Origin of the sequence: Streptomyces sp. QH1-20 (assembly GCF_041283565.1) — a bacterium.
Lineage (GTDB): Bacteria > Actinomycetota > Actinomycetes > Streptomycetales > Streptomycetaceae > Streptomyces > Streptomyces syringius.
Map to the genome: position 1 here is coordinate 5809473 of NZ_CP166299.1, position 15528 is coordinate 5825000.

A 15528-nucleotide genomic window follows, 5' to 3' on the forward strand; every position below is an offset into this window, starting at 1 on the left:
CCTCCCCGGCACACGTGTTGGCAGGTGTGTACGACGCTAGCGCCCGGCCATGACACCCGGACCCGTTTCCGTGGATCTTCACCGGTGCCGTCACACCCGCCGCACCCCTCACTCCGCCGGCAGCCACCCCGTCTGGATCAGCGCGGACCCCTGGCGCCGCGAGACGAAGACACCGCGGCCCGGCGGCAGGGGGCGGGGCTTCATGTCGCCCAGGAGCTCGCCCTCGCTCGGGTGGCCCGAGAGCAGCACACCCTGGGCGCCCAGCTCCTTGAAGCGCTGGATGAAAGCCTCGTACGACGAGCGTCCGGCGCCCGCCGTGTTGCGGGCCAGGATGATGTTGACGCCCGCGTCGCGCGCGAAGGGCAGATTGTCGAGCAGCACGCTCATGGGGTTGCCCGACGAGGAGGAGACCAGGTCGTAGTCGTCGATCACGACGAACGCCCGCGGCCCCTGCCACCAGCTGCGCGTACGCAACTGCTGCGGGGTGACGTCCGGGCCGGGGATCCGGCCGGCGATGAGGGCGTTCATGTCGCCCATGTACTTCTCCAGGGCGTTCTGCGTGGTCGCGTACCCCACCAGATACGGCTCCGGGACGCACTCCAGCAGCCCGCGCCGGTAGTCACCGACGCAGAACAGCGCCTCCTCCGGTGTGTACCGCTCGGTGAGCTGCTTGATCAGCAGCCGCAGCATCGCCGTCTTGCCCGCCCCCGACTCGCCGAAGACGGCGAACAGCGGCTGCTGGTCGAAGTCGACGAAGAGGGGTTCCAGGTTCATCTCGTCGATGCCGATGGCGACACCCCGGTCCGGGGCGGCGTTGCCCGCGGGCAGCGAATCGGCCGGCAGCAGATGGGGGAGCATCCGTACCCGTGGCGCGTGCGGGCCGTGCCAGTTGCCTTCCACCGACCGGACGAAAGCGGCCGTGGCCTCCGCGAGGTCCTCGCCGCCGCCCGGCCGGCCGTCCACGCGCGGCACCGCGCCCAGGAAGTGGAGCGCCTCGGGCGTGATGCCGCGGCCCGGGGCGTTGACGGGGACGTTCCTGGCGCTCTTGCGGTCGAATTCGGAGTCGGTGGGGTCGCCGAGGCGCAGTTCCAGCCGGCTCAGCAGCTGGTCCTTGAGGGCCGCGCGCATCTCCATGTAGCGGGCGGCGGTGATCACCAGGTGCACGCCGAAGCCGAGACCGCGGGCCGCGATGTCGGTGATGACGGGCTCGAGGTGCTCGAACTCCGTGCGGAAGGACTGCCAGCCGTCGATGAGCAGGAACACATCGCCCCACGGCTCGTCCGGCAGCTGCCCGGCCGCGCGCCGGCGCCGGTAGGTGGCGATGCCGTCGATGGCGTGGTCCCGGAAGAACGCCTCCCGCCGGTTCAGCACCCCCGCGACCTCGGCGACCGTGCGCCGCACCTTGTCCGCGTCGAGCCGCGAGGCGACGCCGCCGACGTGCGGCAGACCGTCGAGGGCGACCATGCCGCCACCGCCGAAGTCCAGACCGTAGAACTGCACTTCGGCCGGGGTGTGCGTGAGCGCGAACGCGCCGACCATCGAGCGCAGCAGCGTCGACTTGCCCGAGCGCGGGCCGCCCAGGACCAGCATGTGACCCGCGGCCCCCGAGAAGTCCCGGTGCAGCACGTCGCGCTTCTGCTCGAACGGCTTGTCCACCAGCCCCAGCGGTACGACCAGCCCGCCCGGGCGCCCGTACCCGTCCGCGCTCAGACCGCGGCCCTCCACCGGGGCGAGCGGCGGGAGCAGCTGGTCGAGAGAGGGCGCCTCGTCCAGGGGCGGGAGCCAGACCTGATGGGCCGGCGGCCCCTGGCCGTCGAGACGGCGGACGATGACATCGAGGACCGTGTCGGACAGGGCGTCGTCCGAGGTGTCGTCCCCGTCGTCCGGACGGACGGCGGACGGATCCGGCGCGAGATAGGTGACGGGCACCGGGGCGGCCGTGAACAGCACCGGGCGGCGCTCGACGGTCAGGTCCGAGCCCGCCGGATCCAGGGAGCCGGTGCGATAGGGCGCGGAGACGTACGCCGCCTTGAAGCGCGTCATCTCGTCCGTACCGAACTTGAGGTACCCCGAGCCGGGAATGGACGGCAGGTGGTAGGCGTCCGGGACGCCCAGCGCCGTACGGGATTCGGCGGCCGAGAACGTCCGCAGGCCGACGCGGTACGACAGATAGGTCTCCAGTCCGCGCAGCCGGCCCTCCTCCAGCCGCTGCGACGCCAGCAGCAGGTGCACGCCCAGGGACCGGCCGATGCGGCCGATCTGGATGAACATGTCGATGAAGTCCGGCTTGGCCGTCAACAGCTCGCTGAACTCGTCGATCACCAGGACGAGTGAAGCGAGCGGCTCCAGCGGGGCACCGGCCAGCCGCGCCTTCTCGTAGTCGTGCGTGTTGGCGTAGTTGCCCGCCGAGCGCAGCAGCTCCTGGCGGCGCTGGAGCTCACCGGTGATGGAGTCCCGCATGCGGTCGACCAGTGTCAGGTCGTCCGCGAGGTTGGTGATGACGGCGGCGACGTGCGGCAGCCGGGACATGCCCGTGAAGGTCGCGCCGCCCTTGAAGTCCGCGAGCACGAAGTTCAGCGTCTCCGAGGAATGCGTGACGGCGAGCCCCAGCACCAGGGTGCGCAGCAGCTCGGACTTGCCCGAGCCGGTCGCGCCGACGCACAGGCCGTGCGGGCCCATGCCGTCCTGCGCCGCCTCCTTGAGGTCGAGCATGACGGGCGAGCCGTCCTCACCGACACCGATCGGCACCCGCAGCCGCTCCGCCGCCGACCGCGGCCGCCAACTGCGCGCGGTGTCCACCGAGCCCGCGTCGCCCAGGGCCAGCAGATCGGTGAAATCGAGGTTGGCGAGCAGCGGTTCGTCATCGTCGCCACCACCCGTCCGCAGCGGCGCGAGCTGCCGGGCGAGCGCTTCGGCGGCCTCCGGGGACAGCGTGTCCGGCTCCCCCTCGTACGCCGCGACCTGCGACTGGAGACGCAGCCGCCCCGGGGAGACGATCACCGACAGCCCGCCGCGCTCCTCGTCCAGCTCACCGGGGACCACCTCGACGACGGTGACACCCTGCAGACCCTCGGCAGCAGCGAACGCCGAGTCCGGCGGCACCGTGGCACCGTCCAGGACGACCACCACATGCGGCTGGTCCAGCAGCGGCTGACCGTCCCGGCTGAAGCGGGTACGCCCCTCCAGCCGCGGCGCCAGCAACTCCTCCAGCTCACCGAGGTCGTCACCGATGGTCCGCCGCGTGCCCGCGCCGTCGATCCGGCCCGGCACCTGCACATGCGGCAGCCACTTCGCCCACTCCCACCGCTCGGCCGCACCGCGCCCCGCGACGACCGCGACGACCAGGTCCTCCGGCGAGTGCAGCGTGGCGAGCTGCGCGAGCAGCGCGCGGGCCGAGCCGTGCACCGTCTCCGGCTCACCCGACAGGGTCACGTGGTAGAAGGCCCGCAACGACACCGCCACCGGCATGCCGTCCAACGAGCCGTGCGTGGCGAGGAACCGCTGCATCGCACCGGCCGTCAGGGGCTCCAGCTCGTCCATCGGCGCCGTCTCGGGGGCCACCAGCGGGGTCGCGAGCTGCTGCGCGCCGAGCCCTATCCGGGCCTGCCCGAAGTCGTCGTCGCTCACCCGCCGCTCCCACACCCGGCTCCCCTCGGCGACCACCGACCACAGCTGCTCGGGCGCGGGGTGCGTGTAGAACTGGGCGTCGCGCTGCGCGCGGGCGGTCCGCCGCACGGTCCTTCGCGTCTGCGCGAGGTATTTGAGGTAGTCACGGCGCAGGTCCGCCAGCTCGCCCTGGGTGCCCTGCCGATGCCGGACGATCATGGTGATGGTCATGCCGAGCGTCGAGACCATCATCAGGAAGCCCATGATCTTCATCATCGGGGCGGCCCCCGGCATGAAGAAGTACACCGCCGACGAAGCCATGCCCAAGGTGGGCAACAGCTGCATCAGCATGCCCTCCTGACGGCCGCGCGGCAGCTCCGGAGGGGACTCCAGCCGTAGTTCCGCGCTCGGCACCTCAGGCGGGAGAGCCCGCGGCTGGCGCTTGACGACGACCTGGCTCACGGACTGCCTCAACCCCTCGACGCGGCAGGAAAGTTCCTTGCCCGTGGCCCCCGTGGCCCCGGCCTCCTCCGCGAGACGGTGATCCTATCGGCGTACGAACGTTCTCCCCGGGTAGGGTTGCCAGCCGCCCGTATGCACGAACGAAGCCCGACCGCCGCCGTCGCACGGCGAAAGCCGCACCCGCGGACAACCGAGGCGAACACGGCCACGCACGCGGAGCGGCACCGCGCACCAGCACCGCGAAACCAGGGGGACACCAAAGGTGAGTACGTCCGCTACGACAGGCTTCTGCAGGGTGACCGTCGTCGCGCCGGACAGCCGGATCGACGTCGCCCTCCCCGAGGACATCGCCGTCGCCGACGTCTACCCCGAGCTCCTGCGGCTGACCGGACAGACCCAGGCCCCGGGCACCCCCACCGGCTACCACCTCGTACGCCGCGACGGCACCGTCCTCGAAGGCGCCCGCACCCTCGCAGCCCAGCGCGTCCTGGACGGAGAGCTCCTCGCGCTGCGCCCCTTCGCTGAATCGCTGCCGCCCGCCGTCCACGACGACGTCTCCGACGCCGTGGCCGCCGCCGTCACCCGCGACCGCGCCCTCTGGGACGACCGGCTGCTGCGCGTCGGCGGCCTGTGGGGCGGCGCGCTGCTGCTCGTCCTGCTGGCCTTCGCCCTCTGGTCCGCCGACCCGCTCCGGCACGACACCCACGGTCTGCCGGGCATCGTCGCTGCCGCCGTCGGCCTCTTCCTGACGGCGTTCGCCGGCGTCCGGGCCCGGGTCTACGACGACCGCGGCTCCGCCGTCGCCCTCGGCCTGGCCGCCCTCCCGCACCTGATGACCGCCGGAGCCGGCGTGCTGCCCCCCGGCGCGGGCGAAGGCGTCGGCCGGCTCCAGTTCCTGCTCGGCTGCGTCGCCGTCCTCATCGGCTCCGTCGTCCTCGTCGCCGCGCTGCCCTCCGGCGACGCCCCCTTCGTCGCCGCCGTCGTCGCCTCCGCCACCGGCACCCTCGCCACCTTCTGCGCGATCCTCACCGAAGCCGGGCCCACGGCCGTCGCCGCCGTCTGCGCCGCCGTCGCCCTCGGCGCCGTCGCCTTCCTGCCGGGCCTCTCCGCCCGCGTCGCCCGGCTGCCCATCGGCTACGCCGCACCCCGCTCCACGGTCGGTGACGACCTCGACACCCCGACCGGCGACCACACCCCCGAGCCCGTCGACGCCGAGCGCATCGCCGCCCAGGCCCGCCGCGGCCACGAACTGCTGCTCGGCCTCGTCGGCGGCTGCTCGGCCGTCGTCGTCGGCTCGGCCGCGGTCCTCGGCTTCTCCGCCGACCCCTGGGCCCAGGCCCTCGCCCTGGCAGCCGGGGCGGCGACCCTGCTGCGCGCCCGTCTCTTCCGCTACACGGCGCAGGTCACCACCGTCCTCGCCGCCGGCCTCGGCGCCCTCGCCCTGCTGATCCTCGGGCTGTCCCTGAACCCGCCCGCCGCGGCCGTCCGCGCCCTGGCCGAGCACGACGGCGGCCCGCTCGACATCCGGACGGTCTGGCTCGCCGCCGCCGTCACCGCCGGGGCCGCCCTGCTCACCGGCATCGCGCTGATCGTCCCCAGCAAGGGTCTGTCACCCTTTTGGGGGCGGCTCTCCGATATTTTTGAGAGCGCCCTCCTGCTCTCCCTCGTCCCGCTGTGCCTCGCCGTTCTTGACGTGTACGCCACCGTGCGGGGTCTGACCAGTTCATAAGGGACAGGACCCGGGCCCCGTAAGGGCCGACACGAAGGCCGAGGCGGGCCGGGCCGACCCCGTCCGGGGCCGCGGTGCCCGGCTGGTACTGTGTGTAGTGGCCGTTTGTGTACGCGCCTCCGGACCGCCCGTAAGGGCTTCTGGGGACAGCGCCCAGCGGACCTCGCCTCCCGAGTCACGGAAGCTCCCCTGAGATCAAGACCAGGGGCACTCGGCGGCTGAAACTGAGAATTTGAGGAGTACGCGTGTCGCTCGACGCCGCTACGAAGAAGCAGATCATGACCGAGTTCGCCACCAAGGAGGGCGACACCGGCTCCCCCGAGGTCCAGGTCGCGATGCTCACCCGCCGCATCTCGGACCTGACCGAGCACCTCAAGACGCACAAGCACGACCACCACTCCCGCCGTGGTCTGCTGCTCCTGGTCGGCCAGCGTCGCCGCCTTCTGCAGTACCTGGCCAAGAAGGACATCACGCGCTTCCGCGCCCTGGTCGAGCGCCTCGGCATCCGCCGCGGTGCCGCCGGCGCCAAGTAAGACATCGTGAAGGGAGCGGTTCCCACATCTGGGGGCCGCTCCCTTCGCGTATCTCGTGGGACCCGGAAGCTTTGTAGTCTGGTCCCACAACGGAACAACGACAGAACCGCATGACGGAGGAGGCGCCGGCCTCGCCGCCGGTCCTCGGTAGTGGCCCCCGGAACAGGGATTCCGGGCGCTTCGATCGAAGACCGGCCCGCACAGAGCAAGCCGCGGCGCCCCTCCACCAACGTCCCCGCCACACGGGCAGGGACGCAGACGAGGAGATATCACTGGTGGAGAACGAGACCCACTACGCCGAAGCCGTCATCGACAACGGCACCTTCGGCACCCGCACCATCCGCTTCGAGACGGGCCGCCTGGCCAAGCAGGCCGCCGGCTCCGCCGTGGCGTACCTGGACGACGACACCATGGTGCTGTCGGCCACCACCGCTTCGAAGAAGCCCAAGGACCAGCTGGACTTCTTCCCCCTGACGGTCGACGTCGAGGAGCGCCAGTACGCGGCCGGCAAGATCCCCGGCTCGTTCTTCCGTCGTGAGGGCCGCCCCTCCGAGGACGCGATCCTCACCTGCCGCCTGATCGACCGCCCGCTGCGCCCCTCCTTCAAGAAGGGCCTGCGCAACGAGATCCAGATCGTCGAGACGATCATGGCGCTCAACCCCGACCACCTGTACGACGTGGTCGCGATCAACGCCGCCTCCTGCTCCACGCAGCTCGCGGGCCTGCCCTTCTCCGGTCCGATCGGCGCCACCCGCGTGGCCCTGATCAAGGGCCAGTGGGTGGCGTTCCCGACCCACACCGAACTCGAGGACGCCGTCTTCGACATGGTCGTGGCCGGTCGCGTCCTCGAGGACGGCGACGTCGCGATCATGATGGTCGAGGCCGAGGCCACCGAGAAGACCGTCCAGCTGGTGGCGGACGGCGCCGAGGCCCCGACCGAAGAGGTCGTCGCCGCCGGTCTCGAGTCGGCGAAGCCGTTCATCAAGGTCCTGTGCCGTGCCCAGTCGGAGCTCGCGGCCAAGGCCGCCAAGCCCGAGGGCGAGTTCCCGGTCTTCCTCGACTACCAGGACGACGTCTTCGAGGCGCTCTCCGCCGCGGTCACCGCTGAGCTCTCGCAGGCGCTCACCATCGCCGGCAAGCAGGAGCGCGAGACCGAGCTGGACCGCGTCAAGGAGCTCGCCGCGGAGAAGCTCCTCCCGGCCTTCGAGGGCCGCGAGAAGGAGATCTCCGCCGCGTACCGTTCGCTGACCAAGAAGCTGGTCCGCGAGCGCGTCATCAAGGACAAGGTCCGCATCGACGGCCGTGGCGTCACGGACATCCGTACGCTCGCCGCCGAGGTCGAGGCCATCCCGCGCGTGCACGGCTCGGCGCTGTTCGAGCGTGGCGAGACCCAGATCCTGGGCGTCACCACCCTCAACATGCTCCGCATGGAGCAGCAGCTGGACACCCTCTCCCCGGTGACCCGCAAGCGCTACATGCACAACTACAACTTCCCGCCGTACTCCGTCGGCGAGACCGGCCGCGTCGGTTCGCCGAAGCGCCGCGAGATCGGCCACGGCGCCCTGGCCGAGCGGGCCATCGTGCCCGTGCTGCCCTCGCGCGAGGAGTTCCCCTACGCGATCCGTCAGGTGTCCGAGGCCCTCGGCTCCAACGGCTCGACGTCCATGGGCTCGGTCTGCGCCTCCACCATGTCGCTGCTGAACGCCGGTGTGCCCCTCAAGGCCCCCGTCGCCGGTATCGCCATGGGTCTGATCTCCCAGGAGATCGACGGCAAGACGCACTACGTCGCCCTCACCGACATCCTCGGTGCGGAGGACGCCTTCGGTGACATGGACTTCAAGGTCGCCGGCACCAAGACCTTCGTCACCGCGCTCCAGCTCGACACCAAGCTCGACGGCATCCCCGCCTCGGTCCTGGCCGCCGCGCTGAAGCAGGCCCGCGACGCGCGCCTCCACATCCTCGATGTGATGAACGAGGCCATCGACGTCCCGGACGAGATGTCCCCGAACGCCCCGCGGATCATCACCGTCAAGATCCCGGTGGACAAGATCGGTGAGGTCATCGGCCCCAAGGGCAAGATGATCAACCAGATCCAGGAGGACACCGGCGCCGACATCACGATCGAGGACGACGGCACCATCTACATCGGTGCCGCCGACGGCCCGGCCGCCGAGGCCGCCCGCGCCACGATCAACGGCATCGCCAACCCGACCATGCCGGAGGTCGGCGAGCGCTACCTGGGTACGGTCGTCAAGACCACCACCTTCGGTGCCTTCGTCTCCCTCATGCCGGGCAAGGACGGCCTGCTGCACATCTCGCAGATCCGCAAGCTCGCCGGTGGCAAGCGCGTGGAGAACGTCGAGGACGTGCTCGGCGTCGGCGCCAAGGTCCAGGTCGAGATCGCCGAGATCGACCAGCGCGGCAAGCTCTCGCTGATCCCGGTCATCGAGGGCGAGGACGGCGACGAGGCTAAGGACGAGTCCGCCAAGTGACGTCCCGTAGTACACGGAAGACGGCCCGCACCTCTTCGGAGGGGCGGGCCGTCGCCCGTACCCAAACGCTTCTCAAGGGCGAGAACGGCATCGGTACGGTCCGCAGGACCACCCTCCCCGGTGGCCTGCGCATCGTCACCGAGACCCTGCCGTCCGTACGCTCCGCGACCTTCGGCATCTGGGCCAACGTCGGCTCCCGCGACGAGACCCCGACCCTCAACGGCGCCACGCACTATCTGGAGCACCTGCTCTTCAAGGGCACCTCCAAGCGCAGCGCGCTCGACATCTCCTCCGCCATCGACGCGGTCGGCGGCGAGATGAACGCGTTCACGGCGAAGGAGTACACCTGCTACTACGCACGTGTGCTCGACACCGATCTGCCGCTGGCCATCGATGTCGTCTGTGACATGCTCACCGGCTCGCTCATCGAGGCCTCCGACGTCGACGCCGAGCGCGGCGTGATCCTCGAAGAGATCGCGATGACCGAGGACGACCCCGGCGACTGCGTGCACGACCTGTTCGCGCACACCATGCTGGGCGACACCCCGCTGGGCCGCCCGGTGCTCGGCACGGTCGACACGATCAACGCCCTCACCCGCGACCGGATCGCCCGCTTCTACAAGAAGCACTACGACCCGACCCATCTGGTCGTGGCCGCCGCGGGCAATGTCGACCACGCCAAGGTCGTCCGCCAGGTGCGTGCCGCGTTCGAGAAGGCCGGTGCCCTCTCCCGCACGGACGCCGTGCCGGTCGACCCGCGCGCGGGCACCCGCACGATCCGCACCGCGGGCCGCGTGGAGCTGCTGGGCCGCAAGACCGAGCAGGCACACGTCGTCCTCGGCATGCCGGGTCTGGCCCGCACCGACGAGCGCCGCTGGGCCCTCGGCGTGCTCAACACCGCGCTCGGCGGCGGTATGAGCTCGCGGCTCTTCCAGGAGGTCCGGGAGAAGCGCGGACTCGCCTACTCCGTCTACTCCTACACCTCGGGCTTCGCCGACTGCGGCCTCTTCGGCGTCTACGCCGGCTGCCGCCCGAGCCAGGTCCACGACGTCCTGAAGATCTGCCGCGACGAGCTGCACAAGGTCGCGACCGAGGGGCTCAGCGACGAGGAGATCACCCGCGCCGTCGGACAGCTCTCCGGCTCCACGGTCCTCGGGCTGGAGGACACGGGCGCGCTGATGAACCGCATCGGCAAGAGCGAGCTGTGCTGGGGCGAGCAGATGTCGGTCTCCGACATGCTGACGCGCATCTCGGCCGTCACCCCGGACGAGATCCGGGAAGTGGCCCGCGATGTACTGGGGCAGCGTCCTTCGCTGTCCGTCATCGGCCCGCTGAAGGACAAGCAGGCGGCCAGGCTCGACGCGGTCGTGGCCTGACGGTCCTGACAGATTCCGTCTGATCCCGACTGATCCTGAGTGATCCTTAGAGATCCTTAAGAGAAGGAAGCACCAAGGATGAGCAAGCTGCGCGTGGCGGTCATCGGCGCCCAGGGCCGGATCGGCTCCGAGGCCGTACGAGCCGTCGAAGCCGCCGCCGACATGGAGCTGGTGGCCGCGCTGGGCCGGGGCGACAAGCTCGAGACGCTGACCGGGGCGGGCGCCCAGGTCGCGGTCGAGCTGACCCACCCCGACTCGGTCATGGACAACCTCGAGTTCTGCGTCGCCCACGGCATCCACGGCGTGGTCGGCACCACCGGCTGGACCGAGGACCGCCTCGCCCGGCTGACCGGCTGGCTCGACGCCAAGCCGGGCACCGGCGTGCTCATCGCCCCGAACTTCTCCATCGGGGCCGTGCTGACCATGGCCTTCGCCCAGCAGGCGGCCCGCTTCTTCGAGTCGGTCGAGGTCGTCGAGCTGCACCACCCGAACAAGGCCGACGCCCCCTCCGGCACCGCCACCCGTACCGCGCAGCTCATCGCGGCGGCGCGGCGGGAGGCGGGCTGCGCCCCGCAGCCCGACGCCACGACGACCGCCCTGGACGGCGCGCGCGGCGCGGACGTCGACGGGGTGCCGGTGCACTCGGTGCGACTGCGCGGGCTGCTGGCCCACCAGGAGGTGCTGCTCGGCGACACCGGCGAGACGCTGACCATCCGGCACGACTCGCTGCACCACAGCTGCTTCATGCCGGGCATCCTGCTCGGCGCGCGGCGCGTGGTGGACACCCCGGGCCTGACCTTCGGGCTGGAACACTTCCTGGATCTGGGCTGAGAACCGTGCGCGCAAAGATCGTCTATTTCGCCCTGGCCGCCGTCCTGGTCGCCTACTTCGTCCTGGTCGGCAGCCGTGGCGTCATGCTCATCCAGCAGGGCACGCTGCTCACGGTCACCTTCGGCGTCTCCGTGCTGGTCCTGCCGTTCATCGGTGCCTGGTTCCTCTACCAGACCACCAAGTTCGCGCGCGCGGCCGACCGGCTGGCGCGGGAGCTGGACGCGGAGGGCGGCCTGCCGGTCGACGAGCTGGTACGGACCCCGAGCGGCCGTATCGACCGCGACTCCGCGGACGAGGTCTTCGCCCGGCGCCGGGCCGAGACCGAGGACGCCCCGGGCGACTGGCGCTCGTGGTTCCGGCTCGCCGTGGCCTACCACGACGCCCGTGACACCCCGCGGGCCCGCAAGGCCATGCAGCGGGCGATCGCCCTGCACGACGGAAAGCCGGTCCGCGTCGAGGCGTAGGCCGTTGCCATCGTGTGCTCAAAACGCCGGACGGGCTTGGTGACTGATCAGTCACCAAGCCCGTCCGGCGTTTTGAGGACGCGCCCGCAGGGCGCTTGCCGCCGCAGGCGGCAAAACCGGCCCGCAGCCGAAGAGTCGCCGACCAGGCCTAGTGCCGATACCCGGCGACCTGGTCCTCGATCGCGTCGGCCGCCATCGCGAACGCTTCCGGGCGGCCGAGGAAATCCCCGCCCCGGTCCGTGACCACCACGGGGAGCGAACCGCCCCGCGCCAGATCGATCACCAGGGCCTGGCCCTGGACCGTGCGCGGCAGCCCCAGCCAGCGGACCGGCTGCTGGGCGGTCCGTACGGCGGTGACATCCGACCACGCCACGGTGGTGCAGGACGTCAGCCGGAGCTGGCGCAGCCCCTGCGGGCTCACCCAGATCCCCACCCGCACCAGCCGGACCGCAACGGTGATCATGAGTGCGGCGACGGCGAAGCAGATTCCCGCGCCGGGCAGTGATCCGGCGAGCGCGATGATCAGCGCCGAGAACAGCACGTACGAGGCGAGCAGCAGCACCAGCGCGGAGCCGCCGACCCGCCAGGGACCGGGCCGGTACGGACGCCGCCAACGGTCGAGATCCTCATAGGGCAGGTTCTCGCCGGACGCGGTCGCGGGCGCGAGGGCTTCGGCGTCCCGGTCGGCTGTCAAGAAGGGCAAGGGCACGACGGCTGTTCCTCACGTACGAGCACGCTCCACTGGCTGTGCCCGGTGAGGTTATCGATGCGTGAGGGGCCCCGACCACTCCAGGGTGGGTGGACCGGGCCCCTCACGGTCGATCAGCGGCCGTCGGACGCTTCCGACTGCTGCGAATGGTGCGAATTCTGCGTGCCCGTCTGGAGCGACGGCATCCCGAACAACAGCGCTCCGACGAGCCCCGTCGTGACCGTCAGTCCCACGAGCACCCGGCCGGCTATCTGCGACCGGGTCGCGCGATCTCGGGGCGGCGGCGTGACGTTGCTGCGGTAGCGCTCGGCCTCGGCGACGAAGGCGAACGGCACGGGCTCTCGCCGGCGGAACATGAAGAACTCTCCTAGCAACCTCGAAGTCGGCTGTTACTCATAAGGACGTTCTTTTGGCCTCAGGGGTGCCCGTTTTCGTCAACTTCTGTGAAAAATCTCAACCGGTGTCCCGTCACCCCCACCGGCGCCCCTCACCCGACCGCACTCGGCGGCACCCGGCGGGATCCGTCAGCGCGTCAGGCCGGACCGAGTGTCAGTGGCGGCCCGTAGGCTTGTCGCCGCCCGAGCATTGCAACTGGAAGGACCCCGCCGGTGACCGACAGCCCCACCGAGACCGCCAAGCCCGGATTCCTCAGCGACGTGACCGTCGAGCTGGTCAAGCACAGCGCCGCCGACTCCGACGTGCTGTGGGCGGCTCGCGTCTCCACCGCCGGCGAGCAGTCCCTGGAAGAGCTCACGAAGGACCCCGAGCGGTCCAAGGGCCTCATCAATTACCTGATGCGCGACCGCCACGGCAGCCCCTTCGAGCACAACTCGATGACCTTCTTCATCAGCGCGCCGATCTTCGTCTTCCGCGAGTTCATGCGCCACCGCGTCGGCTGGTCGTACAACGAGGAGTCCGGCCGCTACCGCGAGCTCCAGCCCGTCTTCTACGTTCCGGGCGAGGACCGCAAGCTGGTCCAGGAGGGCCGCCCGGGCAAGTACGTCTTCGTCGACGGCACCCCCGAGCAGCACGAGCTGACCAGCCGCGTCATGGAGGACTCCTACCGCCGGGCCTACGAGGCCTACCAGGAGATGCTCGCCGCGGGCGTCGCCCGTGAGGTCGCCCGCGCGGTGCTGCCCGTCGGTCTCTTCTCCTCCATGTACGCCACGTGCAACGCCCGGTCGCTGATGCACTTCCTCGGCCTGCGCACCCAGCACGAGCAGGCGACCGTCCCGTCGTTCCCGCAGCGGGAGATCGAGATGGTCGGCGAGAAGATGGAGGCGGAGTGGGCCAAGCTCATGCCGCTCACCTACGCCGCCTTCAACAAGAACGGCCGCGTCGCCCCGTAAGGGCGAGGGCGCTCGCACGCTGTCGCGGCCGCCCACACGGTGTGACGTGATCATGTGACGCACTGATGTACGCACCGGTAGCGAAGTGTCCGTATTGCGGCATTTCGTCACCTTCATCTACGCTGAACAAACGGACCCGGCACTGCTTGAACCCCCGAGCAGGCAGTGCCGGGATCCCTTTCGCACTCCCCGAGGGAGCACCTCACGGTGAGCAACGAGTAGCGTGGCCCCCATGGCTCCGACCTCCACACCGCAGACGCCCTTCGGGCGGGTCCTGACCGCGATGGTGACGCCCTTCACGCCCGAAGGTGACCTCGACCTCGACGGCGCCCAGAGGCTCGCCACCCACCTGGTGGACGCCGGCAACGACGGCCTCGTCGTCAACGGCACCACCGGCGAGTCGCCCACCACCAGCGACGCGGAGAAAGCCCAGCTCGTACGGGCCGTGGTCGAAGCCGTAGGAGACCGTGCCCACGTCGTCGCCGGAGCCGGTACGAACGACACCGCGCACAGCATCGAGCTGGCCCGCGCCGCAGAGCAGGCCGGCGCCCACGGCCTCCTCGTCGTCACCCCGTACTACAACAAGCCGCCGCAGGAAGGCCTCTACCGGCACTTCACCGCGGTCGCCGACGCCACGGGCCTGCCCGTGATGCTCTACGACATCCCCGGCCGCAGCGGCGTCCCGATCAACACCGAGACGATCGTCCGCCTGGCCGACCACCCCCGGATCGTCGCCAACAAGGACGCCAAGGGCGACCTCGGCCGCGCCAGCTGGGCCATCGCCCGGTCCGGCCTCGCCTGGTACTCCGGCGACGACATGCTGAACCTGCCGCTGCTCTCCGTCGGCGCCGCCGGCTTCGTCTCCGTCGTCGGCCACGTCGTCGCCCCCGAGCTGCGCGCGCTGCTCGAAGCCCACCGCTCCGGGGACGTCACCAAGGCCACCGAGATCCACCAGCGACTGCTCCCGGTCTTCACCGGCATGTTCCGCACCCAGGGCGTGATCACCACCAAGGCCGCCCTGGCCCTGCAGGGCCTGCCCGCAGGACCGCTGCGCCTGCCGCTCGTCGAGCTGTCCCCGGAGGAGACCGAGCAGCTCAAGCGCGATCTGGCCGCCGGTGGGGTACAGCTGTAACCAGGGGCCGTTCCCCGCATAGCGGACCGGCACACCACAGACTTCACAACTGAACACCGAAAACAACTGCAAGTGCACGAATGTCATGCGCGCCATGTGCCCCAGCGGCATGTGGCGTGCGTGGTGAGGAGAGTCTTTTGAGTCACCCGCACCCTGAACTCGGTCCGCCGCCGAAGCTTCCCGAGGGCGGCCTGCGCGTCACCCCGCTCGGCGGCCTCGGCGAGATCGGCCGCAACATGACGGTCTTCGAATACGGCGGCCGTCTGCTGATCGTCGACTGCGGAGTGCTCTTCCCCGAGGAGGAGCAGCCCGGAGTCGACCTGATCCTGCCGGACTTCACGTCCATCCGTGACCGCCTGGACGACATCGAAGGCATCGTGCTCACGCACGGCCACGAGGACCACATCGGTGGCGTCCCGTATCTGCTCCGCGAGAAGGCGGACATCCCGCTGATCGGCTCGAAGTTGACCCTCGCGCTGATCGAGGCGAAGCTCCAGGAGCACCGGATCCGCCCCTACACCCTCGAGGTCAAGGAGGGGCACCGCGAGCGCATCGGCCCCTTCGACTGCGAGTTCGTGGCGGTCAACCACTCCATCCCCGACGCCCTCGCGGTCGCCATCCGCACCCCGGCCGGCATGGCCGTGCACACCGGCGACTTCAAGATGGACCAGCTTCCGCTGGACCGCCGCCTCACCGACCTGCCCGCCTTCGCGCGGCTCGGCGAGGAAGGCATCGACCTGCTGCTCTCGGACTCCACGAACGCCGAGGTCCCCGGCTTCGTACCGCCCGAGCGCGACATCTCCAATGTGCTGCGCACCGTCTTCGCCGGCGCCCAGAGCCGCATC

General features: G+C 70.6%; 12 protein-coding genes (1 of these 12 cut by a window edge). 9 read left to right on the forward strand and 3 right to left on the reverse strand.

The window, feature by feature from the left end:
* Window positions 1-108: 108 nt before the first annotated feature.
* The gene (gene eccCa / locus AB8O64_RS26450; protein ID WP_370421734.1) at window positions 109-4068 is read right to left on the reverse strand and encodes a type VII secretion protein EccCa; all 3960 of its coding nucleotides are present in this window, start codon (window positions 4066-4068) and stop codon (window positions 109-111) included.
* Window positions 4069-4330: 262 nt separating this feature from the next.
* Here eccCa and eccD point away from each other — a divergent pair, with 262 nt between their 5' ends.
* From eccD to AB8O64_RS26480, 6 genes are all read left to right on the forward strand, one after another.
* Window positions 4331-5797, forward strand: coding sequence for a type VII secretion integral membrane protein EccD (gene eccD, locus AB8O64_RS26455; protein WP_370421735.1), 1467 nt, complete (start codon window positions 4331-4333; stop codon window positions 5795-5797).
* Window positions 5798-6042: 245 nt separating this feature from the next.
* Window positions 6043-6330 (forward strand): 30S ribosomal protein S15, encoded by a 288-nt coding sequence (gene rpsO / locus AB8O64_RS26460; protein ID WP_130880217.1) that lies wholly within the window; start codon window positions 6043-6045, stop codon window positions 6328-6330.
* Between the two features lie 275 nt (window positions 6331-6605).
* A complete protein-coding gene (locus AB8O64_RS26465) occupies window positions 6606-8822 on the forward strand; it encodes a polyribonucleotide nucleotidyltransferase (protein ID WP_356456339.1) in 2217 nt (738 codons plus the stop codon).
* Window positions 8819-10198, forward strand: a complete 1380-nt coding sequence (locus AB8O64_RS26470; protein ID WP_361934672.1) for a pitrilysin family protein — start codon at window positions 8819-8821, stop codon at window positions 10196-10198. Before AB8O64_RS26465 ends, AB8O64_RS26470 begins: the two co-directional genes overlap by 4 nt.
* Before the next feature lie 78 nt (window positions 10199-10276).
* A complete protein-coding gene (dapB, locus tag AB8O64_RS26475; RefSeq protein WP_130880220.1) occupies window positions 10277-11029 on the forward strand; it encodes a 4-hydroxy-tetrahydrodipicolinate reductase in 753 nt (250 codons plus the stop codon).
* Between the two features lie 5 nt (window positions 11030-11034).
* Window positions 11035-11493, forward strand: coding sequence for a hypothetical protein (locus tag AB8O64_RS26480; RefSeq protein ID WP_356456343.1), 459 nt, complete (start codon window positions 11035-11037; stop codon window positions 11491-11493).
* 148 nt (window positions 11494-11641) lie between these two features.
* Here AB8O64_RS26480 and AB8O64_RS26485 read toward each other — a convergent pair whose 3' ends face one another.
* Both AB8O64_RS26485 and AB8O64_RS26490 read right to left on the reverse strand, forming a co-directional pair.
* Window positions 11642-12202: a hypothetical protein gene (locus AB8O64_RS26485; RefSeq protein WP_370421736.1), complete on the reverse strand. Its 561-nt coding sequence runs from the start codon at window positions 12200-12202 to the stop codon at window positions 11642-11644.
* Window positions 12203-12315: 113 nt separating this feature from the next.
* A complete protein-coding gene (locus tag AB8O64_RS26490; RefSeq protein ID WP_356456347.1) occupies window positions 12316-12558 on the reverse strand; it encodes a hypothetical protein in 243 nt (80 codons plus the stop codon).
* Window positions 12559-12810: 252 nt separating this feature from the next.
* On the opposite strand from AB8O64_RS26490, the gene thyX reads away from it, so the two are divergent.
* The 3 genes from thyX to AB8O64_RS26505 form a co-directional block, all read left to right on the forward strand.
* Window positions 12811-13551 carry an FAD-dependent thymidylate synthase gene (thyX, locus tag AB8O64_RS26495; RefSeq protein WP_356456349.1) on the forward strand — a complete coding sequence of 247 codons (741 nt, stop codon included), beginning with the start codon at window positions 12811-12813 and terminating at the stop codon, window positions 13549-13551.
* Between the two features lie 232 nt (window positions 13552-13783).
* Window positions 13784-14683: a 4-hydroxy-tetrahydrodipicolinate synthase gene (dapA, locus tag AB8O64_RS26500; RefSeq protein WP_130880225.1), complete on the forward strand. Its 900-nt coding sequence runs from the start codon at window positions 13784-13786 to the stop codon at window positions 14681-14683.
* 137 nt (window positions 14684-14820) lie between these two features.
* Window positions 14821-15528 carry the start of a ribonuclease J gene (locus AB8O64_RS26505; RefSeq protein ID WP_130880226.1) on the forward strand. It continues 978 nt past the right edge of the window, so the window shows 708 of its 1686 coding nt (coding positions 1-708); the start codon lies at window positions 14821-14823; its stop codon lies off the right edge, out of view.